This window comes from Psychroserpens damuponensis, from assembly GCF_000826655.1.
Lineage (GTDB): Bacteria > Bacteroidota > Bacteroidia > Flavobacteriales > Flavobacteriaceae > Psychroserpens > Psychroserpens damuponensis.
The window spans coordinates 1-13,498 of sequence record NZ_JXJO01000019.1 but is presented as its reverse complement, the minus strand read 5'-3'; the positions used below and the strand labels follow the sequence as shown (position 1 = coordinate 13,498).

The 13,498-nt window shown below is 33.2% G+C and carries 13 protein-coding genes; 11 read left to right on the top strand and 2 right to left on the bottom strand.

Annotated elements, in window-relative coordinates:
* Positions 1-32 precede the first annotated feature (32 nt).
* Positions 33-1,538: an aminotransferase class V-fold PLP-dependent enzyme gene (locus TD29_RS11655; RefSeq protein ID WP_040280875.1), complete on the top strand. Its 1,506-nt coding sequence runs from the start codon at positions 33-35 to the stop codon at positions 1,536-1,538.
* On the opposite strand, the gene TD29_RS11650 is transcribed toward TD29_RS11655, so the two are convergent.
* Entirely contained in the window at positions 1,516-2,430 is a 915-nt protein-coding gene (locus TD29_RS11650) for a lysophospholipid acyltransferase family protein (protein ID WP_040280874.1), read from the bottom strand. The two genes, TD29_RS11655 and TD29_RS11650, sit on opposite strands and share 23 nt — an antisense overlap.
* 52 nt (positions 2,431-2,482) lie before the next feature.
* Here TD29_RS11650 and TD29_RS11645 point away from each other — a divergent pair, with 52 nt between their 5' ends.
* Positions 2,483-3,118, top strand: a complete 636-nt coding sequence (locus TD29_RS11645; protein WP_040280872.1) for a rhomboid family intramembrane serine protease — start codon at positions 2,483-2,485, stop codon at positions 3,116-3,118.
* Positions 3,119-3,173: 55 nt separating this feature from the next.
* Here TD29_RS11645 and TD29_RS11640 read toward each other — a convergent pair whose 3' ends face one another.
* Positions 3,174-4,325: a TlpA disulfide reductase family protein gene (locus TD29_RS11640; RefSeq protein WP_040280868.1), complete on the bottom strand. Its 1,152-nt coding sequence runs from the start codon at positions 4,323-4,325 to the stop codon at positions 3,174-3,176.
* Between the two features lie 193 nt (positions 4,326-4,518).
* Between TD29_RS11640 and mnmE the strand changes: the two genes are divergently transcribed.
* The 9 genes from mnmE to TD29_RS11595 all read left to right on the top strand — a co-directional run.
* Positions 4,519-5,910 carry a tRNA uridine-5-carboxymethylaminomethyl(34) synthesis GTPase MnmE gene (gene mnmE, locus TD29_RS11635; protein WP_040280866.1) on the top strand — a complete coding sequence of 464 codons (1,392 nt, stop codon included), beginning with the start codon at positions 4,519-4,521 and terminating at the stop codon, positions 5,908-5,910.
* Positions 5,911-6,126: 216 nt separating this feature from the next.
* On the top strand, positions 6,127-6,531 hold the full coding sequence (locus TD29_RS11630; RefSeq protein ID WP_040280865.1) for a helix-turn-helix domain-containing protein: 405 nt from the start codon (positions 6,127-6,129) through the stop codon (positions 6,529-6,531).
* 4 nt (positions 6,532-6,535) lie between these two features.
* Complete coding sequence (locus tag TD29_RS11625; protein WP_040280864.1) at positions 6,536-7,642, top strand: site-specific integrase; 1,107 nt, start codon at positions 6,536-6,538, stop codon at positions 7,640-7,642.
* A gap of 1 nt (position 7,643) precedes the next feature.
* A complete protein-coding gene (locus TD29_RS11620; RefSeq protein ID WP_040280862.1) occupies positions 7,644-8,714 on the top strand; it encodes a DUF6617 family protein in 1,071 nt (356 codons plus the stop codon).
* A gap of 121 nt (positions 8,715-8,835) precedes the next feature.
* On the top strand, positions 8,836-9,138 hold the full coding sequence (locus TD29_RS11615) for a helix-turn-helix domain-containing protein (protein WP_040280861.1): 303 nt from the start codon (positions 8,836-8,838) through the stop codon (positions 9,136-9,138).
* Between the two features lie 2 nt (positions 9,139-9,140).
* The gene (locus TD29_RS11610; RefSeq protein ID WP_040280860.1) at positions 9,141-9,425 is read left to right on the top strand and encodes a helix-turn-helix domain-containing protein; all 285 of its coding nucleotides are present in this window, start codon (positions 9,141-9,143) and stop codon (positions 9,423-9,425) included.
* Complete coding sequence (locus TD29_RS11605; RefSeq protein ID WP_040280859.1) at positions 9,415-11,700, top strand: DUF3987 domain-containing protein; 2,286 nt, start codon at positions 9,415-9,417, stop codon at positions 11,698-11,700. The genes TD29_RS11610 and TD29_RS11605 overlap by 11 nt, the downstream gene beginning before the upstream one ends.
* A gap of 104 nt (positions 11,701-11,804) precedes the next feature.
* Positions 11,805-12,107, top strand: coding sequence for a helix-turn-helix domain-containing protein (locus TD29_RS11600; RefSeq protein WP_040280858.1), 303 nt, complete (start codon positions 11,805-11,807; stop codon positions 12,105-12,107).
* Positions 12,108-12,110: 3 nt separating this feature from the next.
* The coding region (locus TD29_RS11595) for a type I restriction enzyme HsdR N-terminal domain-containing protein (RefSeq protein ID WP_040280857.1) at positions 12,111-13,498 on the top strand (1,388 nt) is incomplete at its 3' end.

Below are 13,498 nucleotides of genomic sequence, written 5' to 3'. Positions count from 1 at the left end.
TGAGAAGTTTTGTTAAATAGAAAATAAAAAATATGATTTCTACGGAAATATCTACCTCTAAGCCTTCTGAACTCGAATTGTATTTTGATCAATTCAGACAACATATCATTGGTATTGATCAAGATTTTGATTCACCTTTAGGAAATCAAAAAATCATTTATACCGATTGGACAGCTTCTGGACGATTATATAGACCAATAGAGGAGAAACTTTGTAATGAATTTGGACCTTTTGTTGCCAATACGCATACCGAAACAACGGTATCTGGAACAGCAATGACCAAAGCATATCATGAAGCTAAGCATATTATAAAAAAGCATGTTAATTGCGATGACGATGATGTACTTATCGTTTCAGGAAATGGAATGACAGGTGTTATCAATAAATTTCAACGCATTTTGGGATTAAAAGTGCCTGAAAATTTAAGACAATACACAACCATTCCTGATGAGATTCGTCCTGTTGTATTTATAACGCATATGGAACATCACTCAAATCAAACCTCTTGGTTAGAGACCATTGCTAAGGTGGAAGTGATTCCTCCAGATGATGAAGGTTTATTTTGCTTAGAAAATTTAGAGAAATTACTAGAACAATATAAAGATTGTACATTAAAAATAGCATCGGTTGTTGGTGGATCTAATGTTACAGGAATTCAAACTCCTCATCATGATATTGCCGAAATGATGCATAAACATGGAGGTGTTTGTTTTGTAGATTTTGCATGTTCGGCACCATATGTAGACATGAATATGCATCCAGAAAATGAATTACAAAATTTAGATGCTATCTTCTTTTCTCCTCATAAGTTTTTAGGAGGTCCAGGAACTTCAGGAGTATTGATTTTTAATAAAAAATTGTATAAAAATATGATTCCCGATTGTCCAGGAGGTGGTACCGTAAGTTGGACGAACCCTTGGGGAGAACATAAGTACATAGATAATATTGAAGATCGAGAAGATGGAGGAACTCCAGGGTTTTTACAAACCATAAAAACAGCACTTTGTATAAAGCTCAAAGAGCAAATGGGAGTTGAGAATATTTTAAAACGCGAACATGAGCTCGTAGATATTGTATTTAAGTCATTATCACAAGTTGATAATATTAATATTCTAGCAGGACAACATAAAGATCGTTTAGGAGTCATTTCATTTTATATAGACGATTTACATTTTAATCTTGGGGTTAAATTATTAAATGATCGCTTCGGAATTCAAACACGTGGTGGTTGCAGTTGTGCAGGAACTTATGGGCATTTTTTATTACATGTAGATCAGCAAACTAGTCATGAGTTAACTAACGAAATTTCTATAGGAGATTTGGTACGTAAGCCAGGTTGGATTCGTATGTCTATACACCCAACAACAACAAATGAGGAAATCGCTTTTGTTTGCGACAGTATTAAAGACTTAGCTAAAAACCATAAAGATTGGGCTAAAACTTATCAATATGATGGGAAAACAAATGAGTTTATTCATGAATCACTTAGTGGTGTAAGTGAAAACGATACTCAGCTTAAGTCGTGGTTTTCGCTTTAATTGCATTATAGTTGTCGGGAGAATCGTCTTTGTATTTCCAACGTTTATGTGTCCATAAGTAATATTCTGGAGCCTCTTTAATTTGTTGCTCTACTAAGCGAAAAAATTGATCGGTAATCTCGTAATTGTCAAATTCTTTAGGATGTTCGGTAATGGTTTCAAACGTGGTTTCATAATATCCTCTTTTTAAACGTTTAACTCTAAAAAATACAACAGCCATATCTAGACGTTTAGCTAGCATTTCGGCTCCAGTATGCATAGGTACACGATAGCCCATAAACTCAGACCAATGTAATGCTTTCCAGGCTTTTGCTGATTGATCTGAAACAAAGCCACATATAAACGTTTTGTTCTCAACCTTTGCTCTTAACAATTTTGGGATGGTCTCTTTTGTGGTAATTAACTCACTATTATATTTGGCACGAATACCTTTTATAAGTTTATCAAAATATTTATTTTCTATACGTTTATAAACAGCAAACCCTTTATTTTTAATATAACTTTGTAGTACGAATATCCACTCCCAACTTCCGTAATGCCCACACATAAGTGCAATACTTCTTCCGTTGTTTTCAAGGTCTTGCAGGATTTCTAAATTTGTAAACTTAAATCGTTTTTTCATTTCAGTTTCAGAAATCGTTAAAGATTTTATAGCTTCAACCATCATATCACATAAGTGATGATAAAACTTTTTTGTAATAACTTTAATTTCTTTTTCACTCTTTTCAGGAAAAACAAGCTTTAAATTTGAGATGACCACTTTTTTTCGATATCCAAAAACACTATAAATTAAATGGTAGAGCAGGTCTGAAAAACCATAAAGCAACCAAAATGGAAGCTTAGAAATAAGCCATAAAAAAGGATAGACTAAAATGTATATTATAAATTGCATTATTGATTAGATTTGCAACAGCAAATATATGTATAATAAAAGTTTCTAGTCTATGGGTAGTTTGAGTTTATTTACCATTATCATCATTGCAGCAAATGCGTTGATTTCCTATAAAGGTTTTAATGATTATGGTTTTTTTGAACGCTATAAGTTTAATGTTGGAAGTATAAAGAGAGGCGAACAGTTTAGAATGTTTAGCTCTGGGTTTTTGCATGCAGATATGCAACATCTAATTTTTAATATGATTACACTCTTTTTCTTTGCAGATTGGGTAATTTATGATCTAGGCCAGCTTAATTTTTTAATTGTTTATATAGGTAGTTTAACTCTAGGTAGTTTGATGTCTTATTATTTTCATCAAAATGAATATCAATATAGTGCAGTAGGCGCAAGTGGAGCCGTTATGGGAGTTTTATATTCGGCAATACTCATGAACCCGATGATGAAAATTAATTTCTTCATTCCTGGGTTTGTTTTTGGAATTGGATATTTGTTATATTCTATTTATGGGATGAAAAAGAGAATTGGTAATATAGGTCATGATGCCCACTTTGGTGGAGCAGTTGGTGGCTACATCATCACGTTAATCTTGAAACCTTCCTTATTTGAAACCGATCTTTTAATGGTAGGTTTATTAGCAATTCCTATTGTAGTTTTATTTATAATGCACAAGTTAGGCAAGATTTAAAATGAAAAAAGCCTTTACTATAATTGTAAAGGCTCATTTCCGAAGTACTTATTTTTTAATTTAATAATTCTGAAATCTTCGCTTCAAGTGCAGCTCCTCTTAAATTTTTAGCTACAATTTTTCCTGTTTCATCTAGAATAAATGTTGCCGGAATTGATTTAATATTATAGGTTCTTGCCACCGGATCATTAAAATAATTAAGGTTTGATACGTGATGCCACGTTAGTTTGTCTTGCGCTATTGCTTTCACCCAAGCATCCTTTGGGTCTTTTTGTCTACCACTACCATCTAAAGAAACTCCAATGATTTCTAAGCCTTTACTATGGTATTTTTCGTACACTTTAACCACATTAGGATTTTCTCTTCTACAAGGGCCACACCAAGCTGCCCAAAAATCAATAATAGTAACCTTACCTAGAGTTTCTTTTAGCGATAATGTACTACCGTTTGGTGTAGGTGCTGTAAAATTAGGTGCGATACTACCAATTTGTGTTGCACCTTCTGCTGCTCTAATTTTTTGAGTTTGAGTAATTCTTAACGTTGTTTCTTTACCAAGATTAGTGTTTTTTAATTCACTGTTCACATTATTTAAAGCTTTAGCTAGCTTATCTACATCGGCATTTTTAGCATTCAATTCGTTATTAATAAAAATTAAAGAGGCTACATTATCTTTATTTTTTTCAATATGCATAAATGGAATACTAGATTCATCTTTATTGAGCTGAACCATTTGAGTATTAATGTTTTCACGAGTAGACATATCACTAGATGATCTCAATTGACCAGTCAATTTAGTACGTCTATTAGCTAATTCTTTACTATCTTTAAAATAAGCCTTTAAAGCAGCATTAGCCAGAGGTCCTTTAACTACAGTATTATCAATATTATCTTTATCTACAGTTATGGCATAATAGTCGTTATCAATTATAAAAGGAGAGCTGCCATTAACACTGTTTACTGTTAAATACCAAATTTCTTGCTTATCAACTTTACCTTCAAAAACAAATTTTTCGTTCATGACAATGGCTGTATCTCTATTAATTTTTCTATTGCGTTCATCTAAAGATTGTAAATGAATTCTAATCCCGTTATAAAGCCCAGGCGCTTCGCCTTCAATAAGATACCCTTCTAGAGGAGCCTTCTTATCTTCAGTTTTACAACCCATAATTAATAAGCAAATTGCTAAAAATGTAACTAATTTTTTCATGTGTCTATATCTATTTGTTTTTAAACCGTTACGTGTTGTTTGATCATGCTATTTTATTTGGAGATAACATTCTCAACACGTTTGTCATATAATTATAAATTTACATTACAAATATAATAAGTTAGTTGAGAGAAAATCAAGCCTAATTTCATAATTAATTCTAAAATAGCAATACTTTTGTAAAAAATATATAATGATTCAACAAGATACAATTATAGCATTGGCAACAGCATCTGGTAGTGGAGCAATTGCTGTAATTAGACTTTCTGGTGATGATGCTATTACAATTGTTGACGCACATTTTGCCTCTGTAGTAGCAAATAAATCATTACAAAAGCAACCGACACATACCATTCATTTAGGACATATTGTAGATGATACTCGTGTTATTGATGAGGTTTTAGTATCTGTGTTTAAGAATCCTAATTCGTACACAGGAGAGCATGTTGTAGAGATTTCTTGTCACGGAAGTTTATATATTCAACAAGAAATTATTCAATTGTTTCTTCGAAAAGGGTGCCGAATGGCAAACGCAGGAGAATTTACATTAAGAGCATTTTTAAACGGAAAATTAGATTTATCACAAGCAGAAGCTGTAGCAGATTTAATTGCGAGTGATAACGAAGCCTCTCATCAAGTAGCAATGCAGCAAATGCGAGGTGGTTTTTCTTCGGAAATATCTAAACTCAGAGAAGAGCTTTTAAATTTTGCCTCTCTAATAGAATTAGAACTCGATTTTGCTGAAGAAGACGTAGAATTTGCCGATCGTTCACAATTTAAAGCACTCGTTGAAAGAATTACCTTTGTACTCAAACGATTAATAGATTCTTTTGCAGTAGGCAATGTTATAAAAAACGGAATTCCTGTAGCCATTGTTGGAGAACCCAATGTTGGTAAGTCTACATTACTCAACGCACTTTTAAATGAAGAACGCGCTATAGTTTCTGAAATAGCAGGAACAACAAGAGATACTATTGAAGATGAAATATCTATAGGTGGTATTGGGTTTAGATTTATTGATACTGCAGGAATACGAGATACCGAAGATGTAGTAGAAACTATTGGAATTAAAAAAACATTCGAAAAAATAGATCAAGCTCAAGTGGTTATCTTCTTATTTGATAGTACTGAGTTCGAGTCTAAAGGTACGGCATTTAAAATTGAGCTAGAAAAAATAAAGAATAAATATCCCCAAAAACCTTTACTTGTAGTGTCTAATAAAATAGACCAAATTGACGATATTCAAATTTCAGAAATGCAAAACCTTATTCCTGAAATTAAATTACTCTCTGCTAAAACTGGTTTTGGAGTAGAACAATTAACACAATCATTATTAGAGCTTATTAATACAGGTGCTTTACGTAATAATGAAACTATTGTGACTAATTCTCGTCATTATGATGCTTTATTAAAAGCGTTTGAGGAAATCCAAAAAGTAAAGTACGGTTTAGAATCAGATTTATCTGGAGATTTATTGGCTATTGATATTCGTCAAGCTTTATACCATTTTGGTGAGATTACAGGCGAAATCACTAATGATGATTTGTTGGGTAATATATTCGCGAATTTTTGTATTGGAAAGTAATTATCTTTCTTTTGTTTTCTAACTGCTTGTTTTTATTGACTTTACAAGTTTTTACTGTCTCTTTTTTGTTGCCCAATTGCTCTTTATTTCTTATATTTGTTGTTCAATTGTTGCCCTAATAGCTTATCTGTTGCCCAAATCATAAAGCAACAAATCAAAGCGAAATGATGCACCATATAGCACCACCAAGCAACATTGAGCTACAAGTAGCACCAAATGAGCAGTACAATTAAAATACCGAAATTCTGTCAATTCTGTGGAATGGCTTTTGTTGCACAAAAGACCACCACTAAGTATTGCGGTCATACTTGTGCAAGTAAAGCCTACAAACAACGTAAGCGAGAAGAAAAAGTACAATCCACCCTATCCGAGCAAATAAATAATAGCAAGCCTACATCTTCCGAAAACTTGCAAACTCTGCAAACCTTACCTACACAAGCAGGAAATCATATCAATCTAAGAGATAAAGAATTTCTAAGCATTACTGAAGCTGCCAATTTATTAGGTGCAAGCAGATGGACTATTCAGCGGATGATAAAACGCAACCAGTTGAGCATTGCAAAATTAGGTAGGCGTACTATTATAAAACGGACAGAAATCGATAATCTCTTTAAAATTTAGCCTTATGAAAGTAACATTAAGAAAACGCAAGAAAGGAAACAAAATCAGTTTGTATTTAGATTACTATGCAGATGGTAAGCGAGAATACGAATATCTTAAATTGTACCTCACACCTGAACCAGAAAAAGGTACACTTTCAAAGGCAGAGAAAGACCAAAACAAATCGATACTTCAATTAGCTGAAAGTATAAGAGCTAAACGACACTTAGAAATTCAGAATGATATTTATGATTTTCAAGATAAGGAAAAACTAAAAGGCAGTTTCATATTATATTTTGATGCACTCACAGAAAAGAGAAAAGCCAGTTTAGGTAATTATGGCAATTGGGATAGTGTTGGTAAACATCTAAGAAAATACAGTCCAAGAGATATTTCATTTAGTAGAGTCAACCGTGAATGGGTACAAGGTTTTAAAGATTATTTAGATAAAACAGCACGAACAAAAAGCAACAAGGAATTATCTCAAAATTCAAAACACTCCTACTTCAATAAATTAAAGGCAGCATTAAAACAAGCAGTTAGAGATGGGATTTTAAAATACAATCCTTCGGAGCAAGTCCAGGGATTTAAACAAGGAGAACCACAAAGAGAGTTTCTAACTTTAGAAGAAGTTCAAGCATTAGTAAAAGCAGATTGCGAAAGTGAGCAATTAAAAACTGCGTTTTTATTCGCTTGTCTTACTGGTTTAAGATGGTCAGATATAAATAAGTTGCTTTGGTCAGAGGTACAACATTCTGATGAAATGGGCTACTACATTCGTTTCAGACAACAAAAAACCAAAGGAGCTGAAACCCTACCAATTTCCGAGCAAGCTCGCAATATGTTAGGAGAAGAACAGGAACAAACGGAGCGTGTTTTCAAAGGCTTAAAATATAGTGCTTGGCACAATATGAAATTATTACAATGGGTAATGCGTGCAGGAATAACCAAAAACATCACATTCCATTGTGCAAGACACACCTATGCAACCCTACAGCTTACTATGGGTACAGATATTTATACCGTATCAAAACTATTAGGTCATAGAGAATTAAAAACCACTCAGATATATGCCAAAGTAATAGACAACAAAAAGAAAGAAGCAGCTAATAAAATTCAACTCGATTTATAATATGGAACTAACTATTTTTAAAAGCATCATCTATGGAGATTTAAAACCTTGGGCAAGTGATGCAGTCAATGAAAAGTTTTACAGACAAAATAGGTCTGCAAATTTCATAAAGCCTACACAGACTATAAACGAGTATTACAAAGCGTTAAAGGAAATCCATAAGAACAAGCCTAATCTATTTAAAGAAGATGGTTTGGAAATATATCTTTTACAAGCTGATACGGATATTAGCCACGATATTCTGCATCCATTAGTTGAAATTCAATTAGCTGAACCAACAACAGCAACACAAAGGTTTTATCATTATTTGCTTTTAAATGAAGCTACAAGACTATCAGACAGAGTTTTTAAATGTATAAATAAGGACATTGGAGAAATTCAGAAAAAAGAAATAGTTCAAAATGTAGTGAAATCTTGCAAAGACCTATTATTAAGAATAGGAACAGATCAAGACAGTTTTAAGCAAACCGACTTGACAGCTTATGTTATTCCGCAACTCATTACTAACGTAATTCGTTTTCTAAAGGAAACCGAAAAGTTATATCCTCAATTCCTTTCAGAATTACCGTCAAACAAAAATGAGCTATACGGAGAACTACTTCAACAGCCCATTCCAGATATAGAGATTGATAAGCCAACACCTGAATTTCAAACAGTAAATAATATATTCTTAGGTATTGATGATTATAAGTTTGAAAAAGATACTCGTTTCTCTTTTGGTTTTAATGGAGATGCTACAAAGCTAAAATCCATACTTACTCTATTGAATCGAAATATAGAACTCTTAAATGAAGATAAAACTACAGTTGATGATTTGTATGCAGTATTAACAAGTAGAGATTTACAGAGAGGTGCTCCACAAGTTTATATCGGTTGTCAATCAAATTTATTTAACCACGTTTGGCGAAAGCTAAAACCAATGTTCAGTAATCTTGGTCCAACATCTTTATCATCTTCAAACTTATTTTATACAACCAATGATAAGCCATTTAGTAAAAGTAATCTCGAAAAAAAGGTTAGTGAATACTCAACAAATATTGACACTATTAACAATATATTCAACCAATTATAAATAAAAACAGTAAGTATAGTAAGTTTACACAGTAAGTGCCTACACACTAACTGATTACCAGAGTGTTACGAAATAGTTTAGCGGTCAGAAATGATTGTTAAACCTTTTAAATCGTAACACAATGAGTAACGAAAATTTAATTTTAGAAAAGCTCAACAGACTTGAGCAAAAGATAGAGGAACAAAACCTCTTAAAAAAAGAAGTATTAAACTTCAATGATGCTTGTAGCTATTTAGATATAAGTGCTTCGCATCTGTACAAACTTACCAGTCAGAAATCCGTTCCGCATTTCTGCCCACAGGGTAAAAAACTCTATTTCAATCGTATCGAGTTAGATGAATGGTTACAGCGTAACCGTCAATCTTCTACGGACGAAATCGAAAAAGCAGCAGCCAATTATCTAATTCAAAACAAACGCAGTTAGATATGGGCTTTTATCATCCTTTAGACGAAAAGTTAGAACAGATAGACGATAGACTATCAGAACTAACGCTTATGCTTAAAGACAAGCAAAGAAGCAATCCTGACCAAGTGTTTTTCGACACCCAAGAGTTTCTACAGATAATGAATGTAAGTAAGCGTACCGCCCAATATTGGCGAGATAGCGGACTCATAGGCTATTGCCAAATTGGGTACAAAATCTATTACCGCTTATCAGACATACTCCAATTGTTAGACCAAAATTTTAAAGCACCTATCAATGGAAAATAATCACATAAATACTTCTAAAATGGCATCATCTACTATATATAAAAATTTCAATCAACCCATAGAAAATAAAGCCTTACTACTAATAGTAAAAGACGTTATTGAGGGCAAATACAAAGAACCTATTGAAGCTATTCGTATGGCTATTGGAATGGGGAAACCAGAACGGGCAGACCAATTCAAAAAAGAATTAGTTGCTTTTACACCTTCCGCAACTTTTGAAGGTGGTCGTAAAATGGAATACTTTAAACAGTACAGCGGATTTGTACACTTAGATTTTGATAAGTTAGAACCAGACGAGCTGCAAGAAGCAAAACAGAAAATACAATCCATTCCGTACACTTTTGCTTGTTTCACAAGCCCAAGTGGTAATGGCCTAAAAGTATTTATTGAAATAAACACAGATGCAGAACATCATAAAACCGCTTATGCACAAGTGCAAGCGTATTATGAAAAAGAAGTTGGTATTGAAGCAGACCCAAAATGCAAAGACATTACAAGGTTGTGTTTTGTGTCTTATGATCCTGACGGATATAAGAACATACAAAACGAAAAGTTCAAGGTAAAAACCGAAACGGTTTTACAACCTCTCACAGCATCAACACCCAAAACAGTAGTAACTCAAAATCCTATTCCTAATGAAAACGCCAATAATTCAGAAACCTTTACCGAGGTTATCACTTTTACCGAAAACAAAGAAAGTTACGCAGACGGCAACCGAAACAATTTCATATATCAATTGGCTTGTAATTGCAACAGGAGAGGAATCGTGTATGATGATGCTTTGCATCTTATTCTAAATACTTATGACCTAAACCAAGAGGAAATAAAAGCATCTGTAAAATCAGCCTATGATAACAACGCTATGCAATTTGCGAGCTATCCAAGTCATAAGCAAATAGCACAACCAAATGAGATAGTAAGTGATGAAGATTACCTAAAAAACACACCAACTTTTGACGAGCAATTATTTGATAATCTACCAGAGGTTTTAAGAAAAGGTACAATGGCATTTACAGACCCAAGAGAACGTGATGTGTTCTTTACAGGTGCATTATCTATTCTTAGTGGTTGTTTGCCAAATGTATCAGGTGTATATGCTCAACAAACGGTATTTCCTAATCTGTTTTCTTTTATCATTGCTCCAGCAGCAAGTGGAAAAGGTGCTTTAAAATTTGCTAAAGTATTGGCAGACCCATATCAAGAAAGTATTTTAGAACAAAGTAATCAAGATAAGTCCATCTATGATGCCGAATTAGCTCAATACAAGGCAGAACAGCGAAACAGAAAGAAAGACGATACAGAAACCGCAGAAGAGCCTGTAAAGCCACCTTTTAAAGTAGTATTTATTCCTGCAAACACCAGTTCAGCAGCTATTCTAAGTCATATCAAACAAAATGAAGGAAAAGGAATTATTTGCGAAACAGAAGCAGATAGTATGGGTGCAGTATTTAAACAAGATTGGGGCGGATATTCTGATATGTTACGTAAAGCATTCCACCACGAAACCATTAGTATTTCTCGTAAAACAGATAACGAGTATATCATCATTAAAGACACTAAATTATCAGTTGCATTGTCTGGTACTCCTGGTCAAGTTTCTAATATCATTTCATCAGCAGAAGATGGTTTGTTTAGTCGTTTCATATTCTATACGTTTAAAGTAGAGCAAGTTTGGAAAGATGTATCGCCTTTCGGCAATACCCTAAATTTAAACGACCATTTTGAAGTGTTATCGCAGAATGTATTAGAAATGATAAACTTCTTAGAAACCAATCACACACAAATACATTTAACGCAAGAGCAATGGCAAACAGTTAATTATACAGGGCAGCAATGGCTTACTGAAGTAACCACATTTACAGCAGAAGAAGCAGGAAGTGTAGTAAAACGATTAGGACTTGTTTTGTATCGTATTACTATGATATTCACAGCACTTCGTAAGTTTGATAATGGCGATTGTTCAGAAAATGTAACCTGTACAGATGAAGATTTTGAAATGGCTTTAATGATAGCGAATGTATATCTGCAACACGGTTTGTTAATGTATAACAATCTACCAAAGAAAGAAGAAGCTGGCGTTTTTAAAGGTGCTAGCAACAAAAAGCAATTCTTTGAAGCCTTACCGCAAAACTTTAAACGTGAAGAAGCCATAATAATAGGAAAGAAATACCAACTCAAAGACCGCTCAATTGATGCCTTATTAAAATCATTGGTAGGTTCACACCTCTCGCAGCCGAGTTATGGCCACTATCAGAAGATTGCATCTTCTTTATAGTTTGCAACCTTTGCACTTTTTGTAAATCATATTGTTGTTTTTGTTCTTGTTTGTTTTGAATTTGTCTATATTTGACAAATGTATTTAATACAAACAAATAAGCAATGAATAAATTCGGAGACTTAATACGGTCTAAAAGAGAAGAACAAGAAATGCTACTCAGGCACTTATCCGCAGAGTTAGACATTGACACCGCAATGCTTAGTAAAATAGAAAGAGGAGAAAAAACCGCTAAACGTGAACATATAAAACCTTTAGCAAAACTTTTCAAACTTGACTATAACGAACTGTTTTCACTTTGGTTAGCAGACCAAGTATTTCAGTTGGTAGAAAATGAAGATCAAGCATTGCAAGCTCTACAGATTGCAGAAGAAGAATTACAAAATATTACAAAGAAATCTAAATAACTTATGTCATTAGAAGTAAAATATAAAGATAACGATTCCAAAATATTAGTTCCATTAAATGGTGATGATGCTTGGTTGGAAGCTACACCAGAAGAAATTGTACGTCAAAATTTCATAGTTCATTTAGTTAATGAATTAGGTTACAGTTTAGAGCAGATGGCACAAGAATTAAAGGTAACCAATTCACAAAGAGGAACTGGAAGAGCAAGTGCAGATATAGTGATTTGGAAAACTATAGAGGATAAAGATGAAGATAAACACGCAGCAATTGTTATAGAATGTAAATCTGATAATGTTACCATACAACCTGCTGATTATTATCAAGGGTTAAACTATGCTACTTGGGTTAGTGCAGATTTTTTTGTTACGCATAACACTAAAGAAACCAGATGTTTTCAAGTGTTCAAAGAAAAAATACCAAAAAATTTAGGAAAGGAATTATCTCGTATTCCAAAAGCTTCTGAATTATTAGACGATAAAAAGAAAGAGAAACTTTTTCAAGATGAGAAGGTTTTTGAAAAAGACGAGTTTGCTAAACTATTACACCAATGCCATAATGTAATTAGAAACAATGATAAACTTTCACCTGAAGCTGCATTTGATGAAATTAGTAAAATCCTATTTACTAAAATTGTGTTTGAACGTGATAACAGAAACTCACTTGATAAACAAAACATCTTTTCTAAAAAAGAGTTCCAACGCTTAGAGCAAGAGTATAACAAAAACGTTAGACCTTATTTACAAGGAGACGATAAAAATACAGATTACGTTCAAATCATTTTCCGTAGAACAAAAGAAAAATACGCTAAAGATGCTCTATTTAGCGATAATGATAACATTCGTATTCGTAAAGAAAGTTTCTTGTCTATTGTAGAGAAATTACAAGTTTATAACCTATCTAAAACCTCTGATGATGTTAAGGGTATTGCTTTTGAAAAATTCTTAGGTACAACTTTTAGAGGTGAATTAGGGCAGTTTTTTACGCCTCGTACTATTGTGGAGTTTATGACCAACGTATTAGACCCACAAGAAGGAGAACGTATTTGCGACCCTTGTAGTGGTTCTGGTGGTTTCTTAATTAATGCTTTTGAATATGTAAGAGAACATATAAAAGAAGATATTGAGTTACAAAAAGAAAAAATCAAAGAACAATATTTTGATGATTCGTATTTGAAAGCCAGCGAAAAAGAGAAAGAAAAAACAGATGCTTTAGTAGCTAAACTATTTAAGCAACTCAATGAGGAATTAAACCTCGATAACAATAAAAGTCGTTTACATCATTTATCGCATAAATGTATATTCGGTACAGATGCCAATCCAAGAATGGCAAGGGTTTCTAAAATGAATATGATAATGCACGGAGACGGTCACGGTGGTGTACACCACAATGA

What these genes read in the sequence shown, in the direction of transcription:
- TD29_RS11655 (WP_040280875.1), top strand. Translation starts at nt 33, where the DNA reads ATGATTTCTACGGAAATATCTACCTCTAAGCCTTCTGAACTCGAATTG.
- TD29_RS11650 (WP_040280874.1), bottom strand. Translation starts at nt 2,430, where the DNA reads ATGCAATTTATAATATACATTTTAGTCTATCCTTTTTTATGGCTTATT.
- TD29_RS11645 (WP_040280872.1), top strand. Translation starts at nt 2,483, where the DNA reads ATGGGTAGTTTGAGTTTATTTACCATTATCATCATTGCAGCAAATGCG.
- TD29_RS11640 (WP_040280868.1), bottom strand. Translation starts at nt 4,325, where the DNA reads ATGAAAAAATTAGTTACATTTTTAGCAATTTGCTTATTAATTATGGGT.
- mnmE (WP_040280866.1), top strand. Translation starts at nt 4,519, where the DNA reads ATGATTCAACAAGATACAATTATAGCATTGGCAACAGCATCTGGTAGT.
- TD29_RS11630 (WP_040280865.1), top strand. Translation starts at nt 6,127, where the DNA reads ATGAGCAGTACAATTAAAATACCGAAATTCTGTCAATTCTGTGGAATG.
- TD29_RS11625 (WP_040280864.1), top strand. Translation starts at nt 6,536, where the DNA reads ATGAAAGTAACATTAAGAAAACGCAAGAAAGGAAACAAAATCAGTTTG.
- TD29_RS11620 (WP_040280862.1), top strand. Translation starts at nt 7,644, where the DNA reads ATGGAACTAACTATTTTTAAAAGCATCATCTATGGAGATTTAAAACCT.
- TD29_RS11615 (WP_040280861.1), top strand. Translation starts at nt 8,836, where the DNA reads ATGAGTAACGAAAATTTAATTTTAGAAAAGCTCAACAGACTTGAGCAA.
- TD29_RS11610 (WP_040280860.1), top strand. Translation starts at nt 9,141, where the DNA reads ATGGGCTTTTATCATCCTTTAGACGAAAAGTTAGAACAGATAGACGAT.
- TD29_RS11605 (WP_040280859.1), top strand. Translation starts at nt 9,415, where the DNA reads ATGGAAAATAATCACATAAATACTTCTAAAATGGCATCATCTACTATA.
- TD29_RS11600 (WP_040280858.1), top strand. Translation starts at nt 11,805, where the DNA reads ATGAATAAATTCGGAGACTTAATACGGTCTAAAAGAGAAGAACAAGAA.